Raw genomic sequence first — 22,698 nt, 5'->3', positions numbered from 1 at the left:
TCGGCGGCCTGCCCATGCCATCCGCCCGATCAGGATGGCATGGGCAGGGAGCCGCCCGGTGACGGGCCGGTCGGCCCGCGCCGGCCGCATCGCCCCGGTGGGGCCAAATCCCGCAGCCAGGCGCCAACACCATGCAGCCCGACCTGACCGTCCTTTTCGTCCATCGGGACTTTCCCAGCCAGTTTCGCGGCCTGCTCGAATATTTCCTGCGCCGGCCGGGCACCCGTGTCTGCGCCATCCGCCAGGCCGACAAAGGCCCCCCCATCCCCGGCGTTGTCGATGTCCCCTACACCGGCTTCGGCAAGCGCCCCGAAGGGCTGCACCAGTACGCCAGGCACCTCGAGGAACAGATCCGGCGCGGCGTGGCCGCCATGGAAGCGGCCAAGCTCCTGCGCCGCATCGGCGCGAGCCCCGACCTCGTCTACGCCCACCCCGGCTGGGGCGAGGCGCTCTTCCTCAAGGACGTCTTTCCCCAGGCCCGGTACATCAGCTACTGCGAGCACTACTACGACCCCCGGGGACGCGACGCGGCCTTTGACCCGGAATTCCCCATCCCGGACTACCACTGGCCCATCATCAGCCTGCAAAATACGGCCAACCTCCACGCCCTGGCCGCCAGCGACCGGTGCCTGTCGCCCACCATCTGGCAGCGCCGGGGCTTTCCGCCCGAGTGGCAGGAAAAAATCGAGGTCATCCACGAAGGTGTGGACACCGATGCCGTGCGCCCGGATCCGACGGCCTGCCTGCGCGTCAACGGCCCGGGCCTGGATATCGCCCACGGCGACGAGGTCGTCACCTACGTCGCCCGGGACCTCGAGCCCTACCGGGGCTTTCACATCTTCATGCGAGCCCTGCCGGAACTGCTGCGCCTGCGGCCGCACTGCCGCGTGCTCGTCGTCGGCCGCGACAGCGTCAGCTACGGCATGCCGCTTCCCTTCGGCCAAAGCTATGCCCGCCGCTACCGGGCACAGTATTCGCTCGACCCGGACCGGGTCTTTTTCTGCGACACCCTGCCCTACCCCGACTACCTCAAGGTGTTGCAGGCCTCGGCCTGCCACGTCTACCTGACCTATCCCTTCGTGCTGTCCTGGTCGGCCCTGGAAGCCATGGCCAGCGGCTGCCTGATCGTGGGCTCGGACACCGAACCGCTGCGCGAGGTGGTGACGGACGGCCAAAACGGCTTTCTCGTCGATTTCTTCGACCACCAGGCCCTGGCCTGGCGCATCGCCGACGTCCTTGCCCGTCGCCACGACCTGGGCCACCTGCGCCAGGCCGCCCGGCAAACCGTGCTTGCGCGCTACGACAAGACCCGGACCTGCCTGCCGGCCCATCTGCGCCTGGCCGAACGGGTCCTGACCGGAGAATTCGATGCCAAAGCCTGAGCCGATCCTGCCCGATCCCGCGCCGGCCGCCCTGGCTGCCCTGGACGCGGCCACGGCCCTGGCGGCCGCCGGGGATGCCGACCGGGCCCGGGAGCTTGCCCTGCCGCTGCTGGGTGAACCGGCCCTGCACGTCCGCGCCCTGGTCCTTTTGCAGGAGATCGCCCGTCGCCGGGGGGAGGCCGCCGAGGCGGCGCGACTGGCCGCCCGGGCCGCCCGCCTGGCTCCCAAAAGCCCCCGCGCCCTGGCCCTTTGCGCCATGGCCGCAACCGACGCCGGCCGCCATGGCGAGGCCCTGGCCAAGGCCCGCGAGGCCCTGGCCCGCGACCCCGATGAAACCCTGGCCGCGGCCGCCGGCATGCTGGCCGCCCTGCGCCTCGACCAGCCCCTGGCGGCCAAGGATGCCGCCCTGGGCGTCCTGGCCGCCCCGGACTGCCCGGCCGAGGTCGCCTCCCTGGCGGCCACGGTCCTCGGCAACCTCGCCCAGGGACGCCCCTTTGGCCTCATCCGCTGCGAGCAGGGCGACCTGGTCGGGCTTGCCCGCACCGGCACGGCCGCCCCGGCCGACGTGGACCTCCTGGTCGACGGCGCGCCCCTGGCCCGGTTGACGGCCGATATCCCCTTTTGCCCAAAGGCCGGGCTATTGGCCTTCCGGTTTTCGCCCCCGGCCACCCTGGCGCCCGGGACAACGGTCGAAGCCCGGCTGGCCGCAACCGGCCAGGCCCTTTTCGGCAGCCCCGTCGCCTTGCCGGCCGCCCGGACCGGACCGGCCGCCGGCCCCCGGCGCGGTCAGGCCGCCTTGGCTGACGACGGGCGCTTAAGCGGCTACCGCTTCGATCCGGCCGCGCCAGGCAAACGGCTGGCGGTCGCCTTTTTCGCCGACGGCGAGCCCTCGCCGCGCCTGACCGCCACGGCCGAGGGATTCGCGGCGGGCCTTCTGGAAAAGGGCCTGGGCGACGGGCGCTTCGCCTTTGCCGTGGACTGGCCCCACGAGGCCGGGACCGCCTGCCGACGGGTCCATGTCCGCGACGCGGCCACGGGGGAGGCCCTGGCCGGTTCGCCCGTCCTCGTCCCCCATCCCCGGGAGGCCGGGCCGACCCTGGCCCGGCTGTGCGCCTGGCTGCGCCAGGCCGGCCAGAACCCGGACGCGCCGCCGCCGCTGCCCCCGGAGTGCCGGGGGGCGCTGCTCGATTTCGCCCGGAGCGAACTGGCCGCCCGCGTGGCCCGCTTCGAAGCCGCCGCCACGGACGCCAGCGAGGCTTCCCATGGCTAGCCCGGCCCGCGTCGACGTCATCGTGCCGGCCTACCGGGGGCTGGCCCTGACCCTGGCCTGCCTGGAATCACTGCTTGGCGCCAGCTGCCGCCTGCCCCACCGCATTGTGGTCGTAAACGACCGCTCCCCGCAGCCGGAACTGACCGCCGCGCTGCGTAAGCTCGCCGGCACGGGCCGGCTGGAGCTGCTGGAAAACGACCGCAACCTGGGTTTTCCGGCTACGGCCAACCGGGGCCTAGCCCTTTCGCCCGGCCGCGACCGGGTGCTCGTCAACAGCGACGTGCTCGTCTTCGACGGCTGGCTGGACCGGCTGGCCGCCGCCGCCCACGCCGCGCCGGACATCGGCACGGCCACGCCCTTTGCCAACAACGCCACCATCTGCTCCTACCCCCGGCCCAACACCGACAACCCCCTGCCGGCGGACATCGCCCCGGCCGCCCTCGATGCCCTGTGCGCCGCGGAAAACGCCGGGCAAACCGTCGAGTTGCCCACGGCCGTGGGCTTTTGCATGTACATCCGGGGCGACTGCCTGGACGACGTCGGGCTTTTCGACGCCGAGGCCTTTGGCCTGGGCTACGGCGAGGAGAACGATTTTTGCCAGCGGGCGACGCATCTGGGCTGGCGGCACGTGCTGGCCGGCGACGTCTTCGTGGTCCACGCCGGCGGGGCGTCCTTCGGCGAGGGGAAAAAGCCGGCCCTGGCCCGCAACCTGGCCGTTTTGGCCGCGCGCCATCCCGGCTACCTGCCGCGGGTGCGGGAGTTTATCCGCCGCGACCCCGTGGCGGCGCTGCGCCGCAACATCGACGTGGCCCGATTGGCCCGCCTTGGCCCGCCGCCGCTGGTGGTGCGGCTTTGCCACGCCAAGGACGGCGGCACGGCCCGGCGGCTGGACGACGAGGCCCGGGAACTCGTGGCCGCCGGCTTCACCCCGGCCACACTCGCCCCGGCCGCCCGGGAAAACCCCGACCACCGGGTCCGCCTGACCGTGGACCAGCCCGAGGTTGCGGCCGAACTGGTCTACGCCCTGCCGGACGAATTGCCCCGGCTCGTGGACGACCTGCGCCGCCTGGGCACGGCCGGCTGCATCTTCCACCATTTCCTCGACCTGCCGCCCGAGGCCCTGGGCTTGCCGCAACTGCTCGGCGTGCCCCACGAGGCCCGGGTCCACGACTTCGGCTGGTTTTGCCCGAGCATCAACTGCCTAAACGACACGGGGCTGGCCTGCGGCGAGCCCGACCGGGCCGCCTGCCAGCGCTGCGCCGACGTGGGCGGCTCGGACATGCCCCACCTGACCGTGGAGGCGCTTTACGCCCAGTCCGGCCGCATCCTGGATACGGCTGTGCGGGTCGTGGCCCCCAGCCGCGACGCCGCCGCCCGCCTGCGCCACTGCTTCCCCGCGGCCCGGGTGGAGGCCGTCCCCCATCCCGAACCGGCCCTCGCCCCGCCGCCGCCGCCGGCCATCCTGCCCTGGGACGGCCGCAGGCCCGTGCGCCTGGCCGTCATCGGCGCCATCGGCGAACACAAGGGCTACGGGGTGCTCTTGGCCATGGCCCGCGACGCCAACCGGCGCGGCCTGCCCCTGTCCTTCCAGGTGGCGGGCTTCACCAAGGACGATTTTCCGCTGTTCGCCACGGGCAAGGCCTTCGTTTCGGGCCGCTACCAGGAAAACGAGGCCGTGGCCGTCATCCGGGAGCTCGACTGCCACCTGGCGCTTTTCCTGTCCGTGTGGCCGGAAACCTACTGCTACACCCTGACCGAGGCCTGGCGGGCCGGGCTGTACGCCGTGGGCTTCGACCTGGGGGCCGTGGGCGAGCGCATCGCGGACACGGGCTGGGGCTGGCGGCTGCCGCCCACGCGCCACGGCGCGGCCGTCAACGACCGGCTGCTGGCCCTGCTGCGCCAGCCGCCGCCGCCCGGCACCCTCCTGCCCTGACCGTATTGCGGTCCTGCGGCAGAAGCGCAACGACACTGTACGGCCATTCTGTTTGCTTTTCGTCTGCGGCGCGCCTTGACGCCGGGAAAACTTCGGCGCACATGCCCTCCATGCACGCCCATACCTGTATCGTCGGCTCCGGCATCCTCGGCCTGACCCTGGCCCGCGAACTCCTCGCCCGGGGCGAGGACGGCATCATCGTCTGCGACAAGGAGCCCGGCCCGGGCCGCCACGCCTCGGGCCGCAACAGCGGCGTGCTCCACGCCGGCATCTACTACGCCCCCGACAGCCTGAGGGCCAAAACCTGCCTGACCGGCAACCGGCGCATGCGGGCCTATTGCCGGGAGCGGGGCTTGCCGCTGTCGGCATGCGGCAAGGTCATCGTCACCCGCGACCCGTCCGAGCTCCCGGGGCTCTTGGCCCTGCGCGACAAGGCGCAAGCCAACGGAGCCACGGTGCGCCTGGTCGACGAAAAGGAACTGGCCGCCATCGAGCCCCGGGCCATCACCCACGGCCAGGCCCTTTTCTCCCCGGAAACGGCCGTGGTCGACCCCAAGGCCATCCTCGCCGCCCTGGCAAAGGACGTCACCGCCACGGGCCGGGCGAAAATCCTCTGGGGCACCAAGGCCATCGGCCCCAACGCCCTGGGGCGGCTCGTCACCTCGGCCGGGGAGATCGCCTACGATCGCCTGGTCAACGTGGCCGGGGCTTACGCCGACAAGCTCTGCCGGGCCTACGGCCTCGGCGCGGGCTACCAGCTCGTGCCGTTTAAGGGCGTCTACCGCAAGCTGCGGCCCCAGGCCGCCCACCTGGTGCGGGGCAACATCTACCCCGTGCCGGACCCGCGCAACCCGTTCCTCGGCGTGCATTTCACGCGCGGCGTTTCGGGCGAGGTCTATATCGGCCCCACCTCCATCCCGGCCTTTGGCCGCGAGAACTACGGCCTGCTTTCGGGCCTCGACGCCGAGGCCTTCTCCATTGCCCTGCGCGACGCCGTGCTGTTCGCCGTCAATCCCGGGTTTCGCTCGGTGGCCCTGTCCGAGCCGCGCAAGTACCGCTTCCGGCATTTCTTCGCCGACGCCTCGCGCCTGCTGCGGGGGCTGTCTCCCGAGGATGTGGTGCCGGCGGCCAAGGTCGGCATCCGGCCGCAGCTCGTGGACCTCCGCAAAAACACGCTGGTCTCGGATTACGTCCTGGAGCGGGGGCCGCGCGAACTGCACGTGCTCGGGGCCATCTCCCCGGCGTTTACCTCGTCCATGGCCATCGCCCCCTATCTGGCCGACCGGCTGCCCAGGGCCTGAGGCGAAACCGCCTCGCCGTGCCGCCGCGCGCAACGTCGCCGCCGGCACCGCCCGAAGCAACGGAAAACGTCACGAAACCGCCTCGCCGTTGTCGCCACGCCCGCCCCGATCCGGCGCATGGTGCCCATCAACACGAAAAGCGAGGTACGCCATGCACGACATCGATCCCCGGGTGTGCAGCCGGGAAAAAGACACCCTGACCTGCGCCTGCGGCGCGGTCTTCACCGTGGCCACGGCCCGCCAGGCCGGCTGCGACCGCCTCATCGGCTACGCCTGCCCGGCCTGCCGCCGGCCCCATGCCGCCAAGGCCTGCCTGCCGCCCGAACTGTCGCTGATCATCGCGCCCGCCGCCCTGCGCACGCCCGCCCACCCCGCCGCCTAACCCCCCGTCCCGCCGCGCCCGGCCGTTGCCCGATGCCGCCACCGGCACCGGCGCCTGCGGTCACGGCCGCGCCATCCGGTTTCTTTGCGCATCCGCCGGTTGCAAAAAAAAACGTTGCGGGTATGATCCCTTGCAATCGTTCCCCTCAGGTCCGACAGGGAACAGAAAACGCCGGCAGACGCGAGGCCCCATGCCGCCCCAAGACGCCTTCACCCCCCTGACCAGCCCCTTTTCCCCCTGGGAACCGGGCGCACTGGGCTTCGTGACCTTTCTCGCCATCGTGTTGGCCATCTTGGCCCTGATCCTTTTTCTGTCCGGTTTCCTGGTCCGCCGCCGCCAAAGCCCCGAAAAGCAGCGCCCCTACGAATGCGGCATCCTGCCCACGGGCCAGGGCCGGTTCCGCTATCCGGTGCCCTTTTTCCTCATGGCTGTGTTTTTCCTCATCTTCGACGTGGAAACCGCCTACCTCGTGGCCTACGCCGTGGCTTGGCCCCAGCTCGGGCTGCCCGGCTACGCCCGCGTGGCCGTTTTCATCGTCGTCCTGGGCCTGGGCCTGGCCTACATCTGGAAAAAGGGTGGCCTCGACTGGGACGAGGAGGAAGGGCTGTGACCGGCCCCCTGGACGCCGCCTTCGCCCCGGCGGATTTTATCATCAACTGGGCGCGCAAAAACAGCTTGTGGCCCTTTTTCTTCGGGCTGTCCTGCTGCTTCGTCGAGGAAGCCACGGCCTGGGGGCCGCGCTACGACATCGCCCGCTTCGGCTCGGAAGTCTTCCGGGGCTCGCCGCGCCAGGCCGACGTGCTCATCATCTCGGGCACGATGTTTAAAAAGGTCGCGCCCGTGGCCCTTCGGCTCTACGAACAGATGGCCGACCCCAAATGGGTCATTTCCATGGGCTCGTGCAGCAATTCCGGCGGCATGTACGACGTCTACTCGGTGGTCCAGGGCTCGGACCAGATTCTGCCCGTGGACGTCTACATCCCCGGCTGCCCGCCCCGGCCCGAGGCCCTGTTCGAGGGACTCATGCTCCTGCAAAAAAAGATCGCCGCCGGGGAAAAGCCCACCCGGCCCGTGCTGCACCTGCCGGGCGGCAGCGAGGGCGGCCGGCGCGACCACCTGATCGACGGGGTGAGCAAATGCCGCGACACGCGCGGCCCGGGCTACGCCGGCATTCCCATTCGGGGCACGGCGGCCACGGAGCCGCGCTTTTACGGCTCCCGGGCCGAGGGCATGTGGACGCCGCCCGCGCCGCGCATCAGCCTGCGCCCCGACCAGGAGGCCGTGGCCGCCGACCTGGCCGCCGCCTTCGGCGAAGACGTGGCCCTGGCCCCCGACAGCCAGGACATGCCGACCTATACCGTCGCCCCGGCGCGCATCGCCGCGGTGCTGGCCCACCTCAAGCACGCTTCCCCCACCCGCTTCGAACGCCTGGAGGACCTGACGGCCGTCGACGAAACGGCCCGCCGCAACCCGCCCGGCCACGAAGCCACGGTGGTCTACACGCTCGCGTCCCTTTCCACGCCCGGCCTGGTGCGCCTGACCTGCGCGCTCCCCACGCGCGACGCCGCCATCGCCACGGCCACGGGCGTGTGGCCCTGCGCCAACTGGTACGAACGCGAGGCGGCCGAGATGTTCGGCCTGACCTTTGCCGGCCACCCCGACCCCCGGCGGCTTCTGACCCACCGCGACTGGATCGGCCATCCCCTGCGCAAGGACTACGAGGGCCGGGCCACCAACATGGCCCCCTTCACCGAGGATGAGGCCAGGCGCCTGGAGCCCGTGGACGCCCGGGAACTGCTCGGCAAGGACGCCGACGCCGGCGAGGCCGTGCTCAATTTCGGCCCCCACCACTACGCCACCCACGGCATCCTGCGCTATGCGCTGTCCCTTCGCGGCGAACGCATCGAGGCCCTGGGGCTCGACATCGGCTACCACCATAGGGGCGTGGAGAAAATCGGCGAGCGCCAGACCTGGCACCAGTTCATCCCCTACACCGACCGGGTGGACTACCTGTCGGGCGTGGCCAACAACCTGTCCTACGTCACGGCCGTGGAGACGCTCGCCGACGTGGCCGTCCCCCCCCGGGCCGCCTATGCGCGAGTCATGCTGTCCGAGCTTTTCCGGCTGTCCAACCACCTGATGTATTTCGGCACCTTCCTCCAGGACCTCGGCATGATGAGCCCCATCTTCTACGCCCTGCGCGAGCGTGAGATGGTCCTCGACATCATCGAAACGATCACCGGCGGGCGGCTGCACCCGTCCTGGCTGCGCATCGGGGGGCTGGCGGCCGACCTGCCCGAGGGCTGGAAGGACATGGTCGACGCCTTTGTCCGGATTTTCCCGGCCAGGCTCAAGGAATACCACGCCGGGGTGACCAAAAACCCCATCGTCAAGGCCCGCGCCCGGGGGGTCGGCGGCATTTCCGCCGCCGCAGCCGTCGACTGGGGCGTGACCGGCCCCAACCTGCGCGCCGCCGGCGTTTCCTGGGACCGGCGCAAGGCCCTGCCCTACGGCGCCTACGCCGATTTCGACTTCGACGTGCCCACGGGCGAAGGCGGCGACTGCTACGCCCGCTACCTCGTGCGCATGGAAGAAATGGCCCAGAGCCTGCGCATCATCGAGCAGGCGGCGGCCAGGATGCCCGGCGGGCGCTACCTGCCTAAGGACATGCGCTACAGCCTGCCCCAGAAACAGGAAGCGCTCCATGACATCGAAAGCCTCATCCACCATTTCGTGAACGTGACGCGCGGCCCACGGCTTCCGGCCGGCCAGGCCTACGCCGCCACCGAAGCCCCGCGCGGCGAGCAGGGGTATTACCTCGTCTCCGACGGCGGCTGCCACGCCTACAGGCTGCGAGTGCGCACGCCGGGGTTCGCCAACATCCAGGCCCTGCCAGTCATCGCCAAGGGCCTGCGCATCGCCGATTTCGTGGCCGTGCTCGCCTCCTACGACTACATTTTGCCGGACATCGACCGTTAACGAGCGGACGGAACAACGAGAGAAGCGATGAAAAAAATACTGGCCATAGTGGGAGGCGTTTTCCTGGTCCTCCTTGTCGCGGGCGCCCTGTTTTTCGGATACGGCGTATACCAGGGAAAAAAGCTCGACGCATCGAGCCGGGCCTATATCGAGCAAAATATTCCGGCGATTTTGCAGACATGGTCAAAGGATGCGTTGCTTGAACGCGCGGCGCCGCAGTTGCGGCGCGATCTTGACAAGGATCCGCCGAATACCGACCTACTTTTCAAGAAATTCACGGAGCTTGGTAAATTTCAACAGATGGATGACATCAAAGGCAATTCTATCACCTCCATCACGCCGGATAAAGGCCTGATCAAAACGGCCCACTACGTGATCCAAGCGAAATTTGACCACGGGGACGCGGCCATTACCGTCAATCTCGTCCAGGCAGCCGAGAAATGGCAAGTTGTCGGTTTTTTCGTCAACTCTCCGAAAATGCTGCAATAACGGCAATGCGCCCAACCCAACTCCGCCGAGAACACCATGCTGCCTGACGCCCTGCGAAACGAACTTGAACACATGACCACCAGGGTCGGCCATCCCCGCGAAGCGGCCGTGGACGTCATGTACGCCCTGCAGCGCCACTACGGCTATCTGTGCGACGAGGCCATGCACTACGCGAGCGGCGTCCTCGGCATGACGACACTCGAACTGGAATCCCTGGCCACCTTCTACGACTACCTCTACCGCCGGCCCGTGGGGCGCTACGTCATCCACGTCTGCGATTCGGTGGTCTGCTGGATGTTCCACCAGGATTCCATCTTCGACTACCTGTGCCGCACCCTCGGCGTGCCGCCCGGCGGCACCACCGACGACGGCATGTTCACGGTCTTGCCGGCGGCCTGCATCGGCAACTGCCACAACGCCCCGACCATGCTCGTCAACGGCCGCTTCTACGACAGGCTCACCCCCGAACGCATCGACGCGGCCCTGGCCGAGCTGCGCCAATCCACCGAGGAGCCGGTGCGATGCAAATAGACACGCCGCAGGTGCTTTTCAAAAACCGGCATCTCGGCCGGCCGGCCACCTTCGAGGAATACCGGGCCGGCGGCGGCTACGAGGCGCTTATCAGTACCGTGGGCAAGCGCACGCCGGCCGAGGTGCTGCAACTGGTCCTCGAAGCCGACCTGCGCGGCCGCGGCGGGGCCGGCTTCCCGGCCGGCAAGAAATGGCAAGGCATCCCGGCCGATTACGTCGGCCCGCGCTACGTGGTGGTCAACACCGACGAGATGGAGCCCGGCACCTTCAAGGACCGCATCCTGGTCAACGTAGACCCCCACCTGGTCATCGAGGGCATCGTGCTGTGCGCCTACGCCGTGCAGGCCACCGAGGGCGTCTGCTTCATCCGGCCCTCCTACGAATCCGACGCCGTGCTCCTCGAAGAGCAGTCCCGGGTGGCCCGGGAACATGGCCTGCTCGGCAACTCCATCCTGGGCACCACTTTCTCCTTCGATATCCACGTCCACCGCAGCGCCGGCCGCTACATCTGCGGCGAGGCCTCGGCGCAGATAAAAGCCATCTCCGGGCTGCGGCCCAACCCGCGCAAGGGCGGGCCGCGCACCAGCGTCAAGGGGCTGTGGGACTGCCCGACCATCGTCAACAACCTGGAAACGTTGGCCAACCTGCCCGGCATCGTGCGCAACGGCCCGCAGTGGTTCAAGTCCCTGGCCCGCTCGGCCACCGGTTCGGGCACCAAGCTTTTCAGCGTGTCCGGGCGCGTGGTCAGGCCCGGCTGCTACGAACTGCCCATCGGCACGCCGCTGCGCGAGATCATCTACACCCACGCCGGCGGCATGCCGCCCGGCCGGGTGCTCAAGGCCGTGATCCCGGGCGGGGCCTCGACCCCGTTCATGCCCGACAAGTACCTTGACCTGGAGATGGACTTCGAGCCCATGAAAAAAGCCGGCCAGCGCTTCGGCACGGCCTCCATCATGGTCTTCGACCAGAACACCTGCCTGGTCGGGGCCACCCTCAACCTCATCGAGTTCTTCGCCCGCGAATCCTGCGGCTGGTGCACGCCCTGCCGCGAGGGCCTGCCCTATGTGCGCTATCTGCTGCGCCTCATCGAAGGCGGGCAGGGCCAGGAAGCACACATCGCCATGATCAAGGACGCGGCCAAGGCCATGCGGTCGGCCTACTGCGCCTTCGCCCCGGGCGCGGCCGAGCCGCTGTTGAGCCTTTTTGAATTCTTCGAGCCGGAAGTGCGCGAGCATCTGCGCCAAAAACGCTGCCCCTTCGGCAACCCGCCGCCGGCGGTGCGCGGCAAGGCCTGCGGCACCCGGCCGCCCGATTTCGGCCCCACGCCCTGCCCGGAGGACCAATGCCCGATCTGATCATCGACGGCCGGCCGGTGTCCGTGCCCAAGGGCACCATGGTCATCGAGGCGGCCGAAAAGCTTGGCATCGTCATCCCGCGCTTTTGCTGGCATCCGGCCCTGGGCGCGGCCGGGGCCTGCCGCATGTGCGCCGTCATGTTCGTCGACGGCCCGACAAAAGGCCTGGAAATGAGCTGCATGACCCCGGCCGCCGACGGCATGGTGGTTTCGACCTTCCACCCCGAGGCCGTGGCCTTTCGCCGCCAGGTCATCGAACTGCTCATGGCCAACCACCCCCACGACTGTCCGGTCTGCGACGAGGGCGGCCACTGCCTGCTCCAGGACGAAACCATCTCCGGCGGCCACGGCCTGCGCCGCTTTCCCGGCAAGAAACGCACCTACCTGGACCAGGACCTGGGGCCGTTCGTCCAGCACGAGATGAACCGCTGCATCCACTGCTACCGCTGCGCCCGGTTCTACCAGGAATACGCCGGCTACCGCGACTTCGGCCCCATGCAAAACGCCAACCGGGTCTATTTCGGCCGCTTCGCCTCCGGTCCCCTGGAAAGCCCCTTTAGCGGCAACCTGGCCGACCTCTGCCCCACGGGCACGCTCACCGACAAGCCCGGCCGCTACAAATCCCGGCGCTGGGACTGCCAGCGCGCCCCGTCGCTGTGCCCACATTGTTCCCTTGGCTGCGCGACCGTGGCCTTGTCGCGCTACCGCGAGGTCGTGCGCATCGAGGGCCGGGAAAACCCGGCCGTCAACGGCTTTTTCCTGTGCGACCGGGGCCGCTATTCCTTCGGCTACGCCGCCAGCGCCGAACGGCCGCGCCAGGCCCGCGTCGACGGCGTGCCCACGGAAGCGGACGCGGCCATCGCCCAGGCGGCGGCGCGCCTCAAAGCCGTGTCCGACCAATACGGCCCGGCTGCCGTGGCCGTGGCCGGGGGAACGCGCACCACCCTCGAATCCCAGGCCGCCCTGGCCGGCCTGGCCCGGGCCGCCGGCTGGCGCGGGCCGGCCTTTTTCGCCACGCGGCGGGAACACAGCGATACGGCCGCGTCGCTGGCCGCCCTGGCCGGCGGCCGGACCCGGTCCCTGGCCGACCTGGCCCAGGCCGACGCCGTGCTGTGCCTGGGCGTTTCGCCGCTATGCGACGCCCCCATGCTGGCCCTGGCCCTGCGCCAGGCGACCCGGGCCGGCGGCAAGGTCCTCGTGGCCGACCCGCGCCCCGTCGGCCTGCCGCTGCCGTTTGCGCATCTGCCCGCGCTGCCGGGCCAGCTCGCCGATGTCGCGGCCGTCATAACCGGCGATCCCGACCGGGCCGGGCTCGAGGCGCAACAGCGGCTCCCCCTTGCTCCCGAGTTGTGGCCGGGCCTGGAAGAAGCGGCCAAGGCCTTCGCCGCCGCCAAACGCCCGGTCATCGTCTTCGCGCCGCCTCTGGCCCAGGCCTTGCCCGCCGACGAACGCATCGGCCTTTTCCCCGTCCTTGCCGGCCCGGGCACGGCCGGCGCGGCCTTGCTGGCCGCCCCCGACGCCCCGGGCCTGGACGACCTGGCCGGGGACATCGTTGCCGGGCGGGTCAAGGGGCTGGTCCTGGCCGAGGCCGACGCCACCGCCGCCTCGCCGGCCCTGGCCGCCGCCCTGGGCAAGCTCGACACCCTGGTCGTGCTGGACTGCCTGCCCACGCCGACCTTTGCCGCGGCGAAAGTGTTCCTGCCCACGCAAACCCTGTTCGAATCCGGCGGCACGCTGTGCAACAACGAAGGCCGGCTGCACTACGCCGCGCCGGTCGCCCCGCCGGGCGAGCCCGTCTCCCGCGACGGCCACGGCGGCCATCCGCCCCGCGACTATGCCCGCAAGCTCCCGGGCACGGAGCCGCGCCCCGTGGCGACGCTGTGCGACGCCCTGGCCCGGGGCCTGGGGCTGGCTGCGCCGGACCAGGACCTGGCCGCACTGACGGGCCTTGCCCTTGGCCCCCTGCCGCCTGAGGGGGCGCGCATCCTGCGTTTTCCCGTTGCCGCCGCTGTTGGGGCCGGCCAGACGCCAGCCACCGTTGCGGCCAGCCCGGCGCCCCCCGCTGCTGCGGCCGACCAGGCGCGCACCGCTGCTGCGGCCAGCCAGGCGCCCCCCGCTGCTGACGGCCCGCCCGACACGGCCTCGCGGCCCGACACCCCGGCTGCGGCCGACGTGCCGCCCACGCCGCCCCAGCCCGGCCTGGCCGTCGTTTTCGACGAAACCCTTTTCGGCACCGAGGAGTTCGGCCGCTACGCCCCCTTGGCCCGGGGCCAGGCCCCGGCCGGGCCGACCTTCGGCCTGCACCCGGACGACGCCGCCGCCCTGGGCCTCGCCGACGGCGCCGCCGCCACCCTGGCCGTGGGCGAACGCCTCGTTGCCGGCACGGCCCGGCTTTTCCCCAACATGGCCAGGGGAGCGCTGGTCGTGCCGCGCCTGCCGGAACTGGCCGGCTTGCCGCCAACCCTTCCCCCGCAGGCCTGGCGTCGGAGGCAGCCATGACCGATATCCTCACCGGCGTGCTGGTCATGCTCGTCCGCATGGCCGTGGTGTTGGCCGTGGTCTTCGGCCTGGCCGCCTACATGATCCTCCTGGAGCGCAAGCTCCTTGGCCGCTTCCAGGTGCGCTACGGCCCCAACCGGGTCGGCCCCTTCGGGCTGCTCCAACCCATCGCCGACGGGCTGAAAATGCTGCTCAAGGAAGACATCATCCCCGACGGCGTGGACCGGCGCATCTTCCTTATCGCCCCGGCCATCGTGGCCGGCGCGGCCCTTTTCGCCTTCGCCGTGGTGCCCTTTGGCCCCACGTTTACCCTTTTCGGCAAGCGCATCACGCAAGTCATCACGGACACCGACGTGGGGCTGCTGGTCATCTTCGGCCTGTCGTCCCTGGCCGTTTACGGCGTGGCCCTCGGCGGCTGGACGTCCGACAACAAGTACAGCCTGCTTGGCGGCATCCGCGGCGCGGCCCAAATGATCAGCTACGAACTGGCCCTGGGGCTGTCGCTGGTGCCCGTGGCCATGATGGCCCGCTCGCTCAACCTCACGGCCATCGTCGAGGCCCAGGCCAGCCTGCCCTTCGCCCTGACCCAGCCCCTGGCCTTCGCCATTTTCGTCGTAAGCGCCCTGGCCGAGACCAACCGCATCCCCTTCGACCTGCCCGAGGCCGAAAACGAACTGCAAGCCGGCTACCACACCGAGTATTCCGGCATGCGCTTCGCCCTGTTTTTCGTCGGCGAATACGTCAACATGATCCTGCTCGGCTCCATCACCGCCGTGTTCTTCCTGGGCGGCTGGCACGGGCCGTTGCTGCCGCCCATCGTCTGGCTGGCGGTCAAGGTCCTGGCCGTGCCGGTCTTTCTCATCTGGACCCGGGCCTCGCTGCCGCGGCTGCGCTACGACCAGCTCATGGCCGTGGGCTGGAAGTGCCTGGTGCCGCTGGGGCTACTCAACATCCTGGTCACCGGGGCCATCCTGACCGCCGGCCTGTAGGAAACGCGCCATGGACGAAAAAAAAGACACGCCGGGCATCATACGTGAATTCCTCGACGGCGCGGCCGGTATCGCCGGTTCCTACGCCGCCACGCTGACCCACCTGTTCCGCAAGCCCGTCACCGAACAGTACCCGGACTACAAGCGCCCCATGCCCCCCCGGGCGCGCGGCCGCATCATCCTGACCCGCTCCCCGGACGGCAAGGAACGCTGCGTGGCCTGCTACCTCTGCTCGGGCGTGTGCCCGGTCAACTGCATCTCCATGCAGTCCGAGGAAGGCCCGGACGGAAGGCGCCGGGCGGCCTGGTTTCGCATCAACTTCGCCCGCTGCATCTACTGCGGCCTGTGCGAGGAGGCCTGCCCCACGCTCGCCATCCAGCTCACGCCCGAATTCGCCTTTTGCAAGGACGCCATCGAGGATTTCGTGTACGAAAAGGACGACCTGCTCGTTACCCACGGCGGCAAGGACCCGGACTACGACTTCTACGCCCATGCCGGCGTGACCGCCGGTGCCCCCAAGGGCGAGCACATCGGCGAGGACGAGCCCGTGGACGTCAAAAGCATCCTGCCCTAGCCGGCTTTTTTCCTGGAATATGATGATGCGCCAAAACGGAATCGAACATCGGGCCGGACAGGCCGGGGAGCCGTCATGACCGCCCTGGGAACGCTTTTCTACCTGCTGGCCGCCGTGATGCTGACCGCCGCCGGCCTGGCCGCCACCCGGCGCAACCCCATCCATGCCGTGTGCTGCGCCGTGATTGCCTTTGTGGCCTCGGGCGGGCTGTTCGTGGTCCTCGGCGCGCCCCTGCCCGGCGCCTTGCAGGTGGTTGTCTACGCCGGGGCCATCATGGTCCTGTTCCTGTTCATCATCATGCTGCTCGGCCTGCCTGTCGGTGCCGGGCGCCTGCCCGCCGCCCGCCTGGCCCTGCCGGCGGTCCTCGGCGCGGCCACTTTCGTTTCCCTGTTTGTCCTGGCCGGGGCCGCCCCGGCCGGGCGGCTGCCCCTGCCGGCGGCCACGGCCGCCCCCGGCAACGTCGGGGCCGTGCTTTTCGGCGACTACTGGCTGGCGGTGGAGGCCGTCTCCATCCTCCTGTTCGCCGCCCTGGCCGCCGTGCTGCTGCTGGGCAAGGCCAAACGGAACCCGACGCACGGAGGCAAGCCGGCATGAACGTTCCCCTGTCCCACGTGCTCGCCGTGGCCGGCCTGCTGTTCGTCATCGGCGGCGGGTGCGCCGTGGCCCGGCGCAGCGTGCTCATGATCCTGGTCGGCGTGGAATTCATGCTGACCGCCGCGAGCCTGGCCTTTGTCGGCGCCGCCCTGGCCCACGGCAACCTGGACGGCCAGGCGGCGGCCATCCTGGTCATGGGCCTGGCCGCAGCCGAGGCCGGCCTGGGCCTGGCCCTGCTCGTCCAGGCCAAACGCGGCGGCGCTACGGCTGATATCGACAGCTACAACCGGCTGGGGGGGCAGTGATGCATACGGCCCTTGCCCTCATGCTCCTGTGCCCCCTGGCCGGCGCGGTGTTCCAGGCCGGCTGGGGCTCGGCCGTGGGCCGGCGGGCCAGCGCCCTGGCCGCCGCCCTGGCCGTGGCCGGGTCCTTTGCCGCGGCCCTGGTCGCCTTCGCCGGCTGCGGCGTGGCCCCCACCCACGTGAGCTTCGGCGCCTGGCTGGCCTTCGACGGCTTTTCCGCCCAATTTTCGCTGCTCTACGACCGCATCGCCGCGGTCATGACCGTGACCGTGACCTTCACGGCCCTACTCATCCACCTCTATTCCGCCGGCTACATGCGCGAGGACAAATCCTATGCGCGCTATTTCTGCTACCTGAACCTGTTCGTCTTCTTCATGCTGGTCATCGCCCTGGCCGACGACCTGGTCTTTCTTTTCCTGGGCTGGGAGGGCGTGGGCTTTTGCTCTTTTGCGCTCATCGGCTTTTGGCACGAGGACCCCAAGAACGTCGTGGCCGGCTGCAAGGCCTTCATCACCACCCGGGTGGGCGACCTGGGCTACGTGGCCGCGCTGGCGCTCACCATCGCCTCCTTCGGCGAGGCCTCGCTCACCGGGCTTTCCGCCGGGGCGGAGACGCTCTCCCCGGGCCTGGCCGCCGTCATCGGCTTCGGCTTCCTGTTCGCGGCGCTCGGCAAATCCGCCCAGCTGCCGCTGTCCTCCTGGCTGCCCGACGCCATGGCCGGCCCGACGCCCGTCTCGGCGCTGATCCACGCCGCCACCATGGTCACGGCCGGCGTCTACCTGCTCATGCGCCTGGACCCGCTTTTGGCCTACGCCCCGCCCGTGGGCGCCACGGCGGCCCTGCTTGGCGGGGCCACGGCGCTTTACGGCGCCTGCTGCGCCCTTGGCCAGCGCGACGTCAAGCGCATCCTGGCCTATTCCACCGTCAGCCAGGTCGGCTACATGTTCCTGGCCGCCGGCTCGGCCGACGTGACCGGGGCGCTTTTCCACCTGCAAACCCACGCCTTTTTCAAGTCGCTCCTTTTCATGTGCGCCGGCATCATGATCCAGGCCGCAAGTGAAGAGCACGACATCTTCCGCATGGGCGCGCCGTTGCGGCGTCGCTATCCGGGGCTGTTCGTCCTTTTTTCCTGCGGCGCGGCAGCGCTCGCCGGCATCCCCTTCACCTCGGGCTATTTCAGCAAGGGCCGCACCCTGGCCGACGCCCTGACCCATCCCGACCCGGTCTTCCTGCTGGCCTTCGCCATGGGCACGCTGGCCGCCCTGGTCACGGCCGTCTACGTCTTCCGCATGTATTTCGTGGCCTTTTTCGCCGAGCCGGCCGATCCCGCGCCCATCCACGACGCGCCGGCCCTGCACGCGATGGAACTCCCCCTGTGGCCCCTGGCCCTCCTGGCCGTGGGATACGGCTTTGCCAATCCACCGGAATTTTTGCATATTCGTCCATGGCTCGATCACTATCTCCTGGGCGTGACCGCGCCGCTCCCCCCCCACGCCGCCCATGCGGAACTGCTCGTGGAAAGCCTCGACGCGGCCCTGGCCTTCCTCGGCTTGGCCATGGCCTGGCATTTCTACCGGCCGGCCAGGCATCCGGCCGCCCCCCCGGACGGCCTGCTCACGGCCGGCCTGGGCCTCGACGCCCTGTACCTGAAGCGGTTGGCCGCGCCCTATGTCCGGCTGGCCGCCTTTGCCTGGCGGGCCATTGACGAAGACATCCTGGACGGCGCGGCCCTTGGGCTGGCCAGCGGCCTCGGCGGCCTGTCCGGGGCCGTGGGCCGCGTCGGCGGCGGCCGCATCGCCGTCTCGCTGGCCGCGGTATTCGCCGCCGTGGCTGTCGTCCTGGTTTGGGTCGCCTTTGGTTGGTTATAGAGAAAGCCCAACGGAATCGGAGCCTTCATGCGGCAGATGCCCTGGCTGACCTTGCTTGTCTTCTGGCCCTTGCTTGCGGCGGCGGCCATGCCGTTGCTGCGGCGATCCCGTGAGGGCTGCCGCCGCTTCGCCCTGGCCGCCGTCCTGGTCGAGCTGGCCTTGGCCGGGCTGGTGGTCCTGCTCTTCGCCGCCGGCCGGCCCGACCTGCCCGTGGTCGAGGACGCGGCCTGGATACCGGCCCTCGGCATCCGCTACACGCTGTCCTGCGATGGCTTAAGCCTCGTGTTCGTGGTGCTGACGGCAGTGATCGGCCTGTGCTGCATGCTGGCCTCGCGCCACGACGACCAGGCCCGGCCGGCCCTGTACCACGCGCTGATCCTGGCCTCCCTGGCCACGGTCCAGGGGGTGTTCCTGGCCACGGACCTGTTTTTGTTCGCGCTTTTTTGGGAAGCCCAGCTCATCCCGGTCTTTTTCCTCATCGGCATCTTCGGCCACGGCGATCGGATGCGCGTGGCCATCAAATTCTTCCTCTTCTCGGCCGTCGGCGGCCTGCTCATGTTCCTGGCCGTCATCGCCCTGGGGCTTTTCGCCGCCGACCTGCCCGACGGCCCGAGCTTCGCCCTTTTCGACCTCACGCGCCTGTCCCTGCCCGTGGCCACGGGCCGGTGGCTCTTCGCCGCCTTCGTCCTGTCGTTCGCCATCAAGATTCCCTTGGTGCCGGTCCACATGTGGCTGCCCGACGCCCACACCGAGGCGCCCACGGCCGGCAGCCTCATCCTGGCCGGCCTGCTGCTGAAAACCGGCGGCTACGCCCTGATCCGCTTCGCCCTGCCGCTTTTTCCCGAGGCGGCCGTGGCCTTCGCCCCGGTGCTGACGGTCCTCGGCCTTATCGGCCTGTTCTACGCCTCGGTGGTTGCCCTGGCCCAGGAGGACGTCAAGCGGCTGATCGCCTATTCGAGCATCGGCCACATGGGCCTGGCCATAGCGGCCATCGTCTCGGGCTCGCGCCTGGCCCTTGGCGGCGCGGTCGTCATGATGGTCAGCCACGCCCTGACTTCGGGCGGGCTTTTCGCCCAGGCCGGCATGATCGGCGAACGCCTGGGCAGCCGGCGCTTCGCCGTGCTGGGCGGCATCTGGAACAAGGCTCCCGGTTTCGGCGCCGCGTTTTTGTTCTGCGTCCTGGCCGCCGCCGCCCTGCCCGGGTTGTCCGGGTTCGTGGGCGAGGCCATGATGGTTTTCGGACTGTTTCGGGTCGACACCGTGGCCGGCGGCTTCGCCGTGGCCGGCATGGCCGCCACCCTTATCTACCTGCTGCGCCTGGCCAAGGACACGCTTTTCGGCCCGGCCCGCTCCGACCTGCCCTTCCCGGACCTTAACGCCCGGGAATCGGCCCTGCTCGTCATCCTGGTCCTGGCCATCGCCTGGCTCGGACTGTTCCCCGGCCCGGTGCTGCGGCTGACCGCCGGCCCCCTGGACGCCATCGCCGGCCAGGTCTGGCCGACCCTGCACGCCGCAACCGGCCTGTAACCGCGAGGAACGCCATGCCCGCCGCCCCAACCGACCTCTTTCCCCATCTGGCCCTGGCCGTCGGCGGCCTGGTCGCCCTCGGCGCGGCTTGGCTGCCGGGCGCCACGGCCCGCAAGGCGCTTCCCGTGGCCGCCGCCGTCTTCGCCCTGCTGCCCGGCCTGTGGGCCATCGGGGCCGGCGGCGAGGCCAGCGGCATGACCCGTTTTTTCGCCGCCCTATTAAGCGCCATCACCCTGGCCGTGGTGGGCCTGCTCGCCCGCTACGCCGACCGGCGGGATTTCGCCGGCGACGCCCTCTACGGCCTGCTGCTCTGGTCGGCCCTGGGCATGCTGCTTCTGGCCGAGGCCACCGACTGGATCATGTTGCTTATTGGCCTGGAACTGGCCTCGCTGTGCCTCTATGCCCTGGTCGCCGCCCGGGTCGCCGACGGGCTCGGGGCCGAGGCGGCGCTCAAGTACTTCCTGCCCGGGGCCGTGGGCCTGGCCGTGCTGGCCTTTGGCATAAGCCTTCTCTACGCCGGCAGCGGCAGCCTCGACATCACCGATTCCCTGGCCGCCGGCGGCCCGCTGGTCGCCGCCGGCCTGGCCCTGGCCCTGGTGGGCCTCGGGTTCAAGCTGTCGCTCGCCCCGGTGCACCTGTGGACCCCGGACGTCTACCAGGGCGCCCCGGCGCCGGTGGCGGCGTTTTTGTCCACCGGCTCCAAGGCGGCCGTGGCCGCCGCGCTGCTTCACGTGTGCGCCGACGCCTCCCCCGAGGCCATGGCCGTCCTTGGCCCGGCCCTGGTCGTCGCCTCCGCCCTGACCATGGCCGTGGGCAACATCGGCGCCCTGGCCCAGAAAAACCTCAAGCGCCTGCTGGCCTTTTCCTCCATCGGCCAGATGGGCTACATCGGCATGGCGGCGCTGGCCGTCAACGACGGCGGCGGCGAGGCGGCGCTTTTTTATCTCGTGGCCTACGCGCTCATGGACCTCGGCGCCTTCGGGGCCGTGGGCGCGCTGTCGGGCCAGGGCGCCGACCGCGACGCCATCACGTCCTACCGGGGCCTGGGCTACGTTTATCCCTGGCGGGCCGGGGCCTTGTGCGCCGGCCTGCTCTCCCTGGCCGGCCTGCCGCCCACGGCCGGTTTCATCGGCAAGTTCCTGGTCTTCGGCGCGGCGCTTCGGGCCGGCTATACCGGCCTGGCCGTCTTCGGCATCCTCATGGCCGTCATCGGCATCTTCTACGCCCTGCGCGTGGTGGCCACCCTCTACATGCGCGAGGGCATCGAGGCCTACCCGGCCATGCCCGGCCCGGCCGGCCCGGCCGCCAGCCTGGCCCTCGGGGCCGTGTCCGTGGGCGTCGTGGCCCTGGGGCTTTGCCCCGGGCCGCTTCTGGCCGCCATCGGGCGCATGGTCGGGGGATGAAGCGAAAAGAGGCCAGACCTTCCAGGGCCGCTTACAGGCCCGCATGTTCCCTGGCGAGTGGTTACGATCGCGTCAAAGACCTGACGCGGCACAGGGAGCGCGGCAACAGAAGCACGACCCGGCATCGCAAAGAGAATATATTGATATCATAGTATTTTTTGAGGCTCCCCAACTCCTGCCGCTCGGCCTGCCATTCCATTTCGCCTGGTACGCTTCTTGATTTATCCCCGTTGGCGCCCCTCGGCGCCGGGTCCACCCTTGAGGCGGACAAAAGGGGAACACGGCATGGAAATCACTTCCCTCACCGCCTTGCGGGAAAAACTGGAAGACCTGCGCGGCCGCACGGGCGCCCGGAAAACACCGCCACGACCGGGCCAAGGCGGCGTCGTGCTCCACCTCACGCCCCGCACCGCCAGCCCGGGCGCGGACACGGCCATCTCCTTCGACGCGGCCAAGGGGCTCGTGGCGGACATCCGCCGCCAACCGCCCACGCAGACGGCCCTGGAAGCCGTCCACGACCTGGATTGGCAACGCGTGGCCCGCCTGATTGGCTGACGCGAAAAGGACTAACGCCGGCAAACGTCCGGGCGCGCGGCCTCGGAAACCGGCCGTGACCGGTCTTGCGCCCCGTGGCGCGCCTAAGCGGCGAGGATGGAAGTCGAAAGGATGGTGTGGCTGGCTGGAGCCCACGACCGGATTTGAACCGGTGACCTCTTCCTTACCAAGGAAGTGCTCTACCGACTGAGCTACGTGGGCCGATAACGCCGGGACGGTGTCGCAACGGGCCGTCGCCCCTCGCGGGCTGCGCGGGCGCAACCCGAATCACCCCGTCGCCGTGCGCTTGTGAACGAACCCGGCTCTTTTGTCAAAACGTTTTCGCCCCTGCTCCCCCATTCGGGGGGGGGCCGGGGTCGCCCTGCGGCAGAGTGGCGAGCACCGTCATGCCTGCTCCCCCATTCGGGGGGTCCGGGGGGGATGATCCCCCCCGGCCGCCGGAGGCATTGCTCCCCCGCAGCTTCCCACTCATCAATGGCTCTGGGCGACTTCCTTGGCAGCGGCCGCCGGTTCGACGACGTTGGCCTCGGCCTGGCGGATCTCACGGACCGGTTCGGCGGCCGGAGCGGTTTGCGCCTGGGCCGGCGCCTCCTCCTCGTGCATGGCCTTCTTGAAATCCCGGATACCCCGTCCGAGCTGACCGCCGAGGTCGGCGATCTTGCCCGGCCCGAAGATGATCAGGGCGATGATGATGATCAAAATGAGGTGATGCGGTTCGAAAATTCCCATTGACTGCCTCCCGGCTTGAAGATGGAACATGCCACCT

20 protein-coding genes and 1 tRNA gene are annotated in these 22,698 nt (G+C 69.9%); 19 read left to right on the top strand and 2 right to left on the bottom strand.

Annotated features, from left to right (window positions below; genetic code table 11):
• The first annotated feature begins 131 nt into the window (after positions 1–131).
• The 19 genes from ACP59X_RS08055 (at position 132) to ACP59X_RS07965 (ending at position 21,932) form a co-directional block, all read left to right on the top strand.
• Positions 132–1,382 (top strand): glycosyltransferase, encoded by a 1,251-nt coding sequence (locus ACP59X_RS08055; protein WP_428567557.1) that lies wholly within the window; start codon positions 132–134, stop codon positions 1,380–1,382.
• The gene (locus tag ACP59X_RS08050) at positions 1,369–2,652 is read left to right on the top strand and encodes a hypothetical protein (RefSeq protein WP_428567554.1); all 1,284 of its coding nucleotides are present in this window, start codon (positions 1,369–1,371) and stop codon (positions 2,650–2,652) included. The genes ACP59X_RS08055 and ACP59X_RS08050 overlap by 14 nt, the downstream gene beginning before the upstream one ends.
• The gene (locus tag ACP59X_RS08045) at positions 2,645–4,585 is read left to right on the top strand and encodes a glycosyltransferase (RefSeq protein WP_428567550.1); all 1,941 of its coding nucleotides are present in this window, start codon (positions 2,645–2,647) and stop codon (positions 4,583–4,585) included. The genes ACP59X_RS08050 and ACP59X_RS08045 overlap by 8 nt, the downstream gene beginning before the upstream one ends.
• A 101-nt stretch (positions 4,586–4,686) precedes the next feature.
• Positions 4,687–5,886, top strand: a complete 1,200-nt coding sequence (gene lhgO, locus ACP59X_RS08040) for an L-2-hydroxyglutarate oxidase (protein WP_428567547.1) — start codon at positions 4,687–4,689, stop codon at positions 5,884–5,886.
• Positions 5,887–6,037: 151 nt separating this feature from the next.
• On the top strand, positions 6,038–6,268 hold the full coding sequence (locus ACP59X_RS08035) for a hypothetical protein (RefSeq protein WP_428567544.1): 231 nt from the start codon (positions 6,038–6,040) through the stop codon (positions 6,266–6,268).
• 190 nt (positions 6,269–6,458) lie between these two features.
• Entirely contained in the window at positions 6,459–6,878 is a 420-nt protein-coding gene (locus tag ACP59X_RS08030; RefSeq protein ID WP_428567541.1) for an NADH-quinone oxidoreductase subunit A, read from the top strand.
• Positions 6,875–9,247, top strand: coding sequence for an NADH-quinone oxidoreductase subunit B/C/D (locus ACP59X_RS08025; RefSeq protein WP_428567538.1), 2,373 nt, complete (start codon positions 6,875–6,877; stop codon positions 9,245–9,247). The genes ACP59X_RS08030 and ACP59X_RS08025 overlap by 4 nt, the downstream gene beginning before the upstream one ends.
• A 27-nt stretch (positions 9,248–9,274) precedes the next feature.
• Complete coding sequence (locus ACP59X_RS08020) at positions 9,275–9,736, top strand: hypothetical protein (protein ID WP_428567535.1); 462 nt, start codon at positions 9,275–9,277, stop codon at positions 9,734–9,736.
• Positions 9,737–9,772: 36 nt separating this feature from the next.
• On the top strand, positions 9,773–10,267 hold the full coding sequence (gene nuoE / locus ACP59X_RS08015; RefSeq protein ID WP_428567532.1) for an NADH-quinone oxidoreductase subunit NuoE: 495 nt from the start codon (positions 9,773–9,775) through the stop codon (positions 10,265–10,267).
• The gene (locus tag ACP59X_RS08010) at positions 10,258–11,622 is read left to right on the top strand and encodes a complex I 51 kDa subunit family protein (RefSeq protein ID WP_428567527.1); all 1,365 of its coding nucleotides are present in this window, start codon (positions 10,258–10,260) and stop codon (positions 11,620–11,622) included. The genes nuoE and ACP59X_RS08010 overlap by 10 nt, the downstream gene beginning before the upstream one ends.
• Positions 11,610–14,120, top strand: coding sequence for an NADH-quinone oxidoreductase subunit NuoG (gene nuoG / locus ACP59X_RS08005; RefSeq protein ID WP_428567524.1), 2,511 nt, complete (start codon positions 11,610–11,612; stop codon positions 14,118–14,120). The genes ACP59X_RS08010 and nuoG overlap by 13 nt, the downstream gene beginning before the upstream one ends.
• The gene (gene nuoH / locus ACP59X_RS08000) at positions 14,117–15,109 is read left to right on the top strand and encodes an NADH-quinone oxidoreductase subunit NuoH (protein ID WP_428567521.1); all 993 of its coding nucleotides are present in this window, start codon (positions 14,117–14,119) and stop codon (positions 15,107–15,109) included. Before nuoG ends, nuoH begins: the two co-directional genes overlap by 4 nt.
• A gap of 10 nt (positions 15,110–15,119) precedes the next feature.
• Entirely contained in the window at positions 15,120–15,683 is a 564-nt protein-coding gene (gene nuoI, locus ACP59X_RS07995) for an NADH-quinone oxidoreductase subunit NuoI (protein WP_428567518.1), read from the top strand.
• A gap of 75 nt (positions 15,684–15,758) precedes the next feature.
• Entirely contained in the window at positions 15,759–16,277 is a 519-nt protein-coding gene (locus ACP59X_RS07990; RefSeq protein ID WP_428567515.1) for an NADH-quinone oxidoreductase subunit J family protein, read from the top strand.
• The gene (gene nuoK / locus ACP59X_RS07985; RefSeq protein WP_428567511.1) at positions 16,274–16,582 is read left to right on the top strand and encodes an NADH-quinone oxidoreductase subunit NuoK; all 309 of its coding nucleotides are present in this window, start codon (positions 16,274–16,276) and stop codon (positions 16,580–16,582) included. Before ACP59X_RS07990 ends, nuoK begins: the two co-directional genes overlap by 4 nt.
• A complete protein-coding gene (locus ACP59X_RS07980; RefSeq protein WP_428567508.1) occupies positions 16,582–18,447 on the top strand; it encodes an NADH-quinone oxidoreductase subunit L in 1,866 nt (621 codons plus the stop codon). The genes nuoK and ACP59X_RS07980 overlap by 1 nt, the downstream gene beginning before the upstream one ends.
• Before the next feature lie 27 nt (positions 18,448–18,474).
• The gene (locus ACP59X_RS07975) at positions 18,475–19,974 is read left to right on the top strand and encodes a complex I subunit 4 family protein (protein ID WP_428567504.1); all 1,500 of its coding nucleotides are present in this window, start codon (positions 18,475–18,477) and stop codon (positions 19,972–19,974) included.
• 14 nt (positions 19,975–19,988) lie between these two features.
• Complete coding sequence (locus tag ACP59X_RS07970) at positions 19,989–21,377, top strand: NADH-quinone oxidoreductase subunit N (RefSeq protein WP_428567501.1); 1,389 nt, start codon at positions 19,989–19,991, stop codon at positions 21,375–21,377.
• 285 nt (positions 21,378–21,662) lie between these two features.
• On the top strand, positions 21,663–21,932 hold the full coding sequence (locus ACP59X_RS07965) for a hypothetical protein (RefSeq protein WP_428567496.1): 270 nt from the start codon (positions 21,663–21,665) through the stop codon (positions 21,930–21,932).
• Between the two features lie 125 nt (positions 21,933–22,057).
• On the opposite strand, the gene ACP59X_RS07960 is transcribed toward ACP59X_RS07965, so the two are convergent.
• Positions 22,058–22,133 (bottom strand) — tRNA-Thr (locus ACP59X_RS07960).
• A 270-nt stretch (positions 22,134–22,403) separates the two neighbouring features.
• A complete protein-coding gene (tatA, locus tag ACP59X_RS07955; protein WP_428567493.1) occupies positions 22,404–22,661 on the bottom strand; it encodes a twin-arginine translocase TatA/TatE family subunit in 258 nt (85 codons plus the stop codon).
• Positions 22,662–22,698: the final 37 nt, after the last annotated feature.

This window comes from Solidesulfovibrio sp. DCME (assembly GCF_049995385.1).
Taxonomy (GTDB): domain Bacteria; phylum Desulfobacterota; class Desulfovibrionia; order Desulfovibrionales; family Desulfovibrionaceae; genus Solidesulfovibrio.
This window is presented reverse-complemented; position numbering and strand designations above follow the sequence as displayed.

Coding starts and splice junctions, on each gene's coding strand:
- ACP59X_RS08055 (WP_428567557.1), top strand. CDS start 132: ATGCAGCCCGACCTGACCGTCCTTTTCGTCCATCGGGACTTTCCCAGC.
- ACP59X_RS08050 (WP_428567554.1), top strand. CDS start 1,369: ATGCCAAAGCCTGAGCCGATCCTGCCCGATCCCGCGCCGGCCGCCCTG.
- ACP59X_RS08045 (WP_428567550.1), top strand. CDS start 2,645: ATGGCTAGCCCGGCCCGCGTCGACGTCATCGTGCCGGCCTACCGGGGG.
- lhgO (WP_428567547.1), top strand. CDS start 4,687: ATGCCCTCCATGCACGCCCATACCTGTATCGTCGGCTCCGGCATCCTC.
- ACP59X_RS08035 (WP_428567544.1), top strand. CDS start 6,038: ATGCACGACATCGATCCCCGGGTGTGCAGCCGGGAAAAAGACACCCTG.
- ACP59X_RS08030 (WP_428567541.1), top strand. CDS start 6,459: ATGCCGCCCCAAGACGCCTTCACCCCCCTGACCAGCCCCTTTTCCCCC.
- ACP59X_RS08020 (WP_428567535.1), top strand. CDS start 9,275: ATGAAAAAAATACTGGCCATAGTGGGAGGCGTTTTCCTGGTCCTCCTT.
- nuoE (WP_428567532.1), top strand. CDS start 9,773: ATGCTGCCTGACGCCCTGCGAAACGAACTTGAACACATGACCACCAGG.
- ACP59X_RS08010 (WP_428567527.1), top strand. CDS start 10,258: ATGCAAATAGACACGCCGCAGGTGCTTTTCAAAAACCGGCATCTCGGC.
- nuoG (WP_428567524.1), top strand. CDS start 11,610: ATGCCCGATCTGATCATCGACGGCCGGCCGGTGTCCGTGCCCAAGGGC.
- nuoH (WP_428567521.1), top strand. CDS start 14,117: ATGACCGATATCCTCACCGGCGTGCTGGTCATGCTCGTCCGCATGGCC.
- nuoI (WP_428567518.1), top strand. CDS start 15,120: ATGGACGAAAAAAAAGACACGCCGGGCATCATACGTGAATTCCTCGAC.
- ACP59X_RS07990 (WP_428567515.1), top strand. CDS start 15,759: ATGACCGCCCTGGGAACGCTTTTCTACCTGCTGGCCGCCGTGATGCTG.
- nuoK (WP_428567511.1), top strand. CDS start 16,274: ATGAACGTTCCCCTGTCCCACGTGCTCGCCGTGGCCGGCCTGCTGTTC.
- ACP59X_RS07980 (WP_428567508.1), top strand. CDS start 16,582: ATGCATACGGCCCTTGCCCTCATGCTCCTGTGCCCCCTGGCCGGCGCG.
- ACP59X_RS07975 (WP_428567504.1), top strand. CDS start 18,475: ATGCGGCAGATGCCCTGGCTGACCTTGCTTGTCTTCTGGCCCTTGCTT.
- ACP59X_RS07970 (WP_428567501.1), top strand. CDS start 19,989: ATGCCCGCCGCCCCAACCGACCTCTTTCCCCATCTGGCCCTGGCCGTC.
- ACP59X_RS07965 (WP_428567496.1), top strand. CDS start 21,663: ATGGAAATCACTTCCCTCACCGCCTTGCGGGAAAAACTGGAAGACCTG.
- tatA (WP_428567493.1), bottom strand. CDS start 22,661: ATGGGAATTTTCGAACCGCATCACCTCATTTTGATCATCATCATCGCC.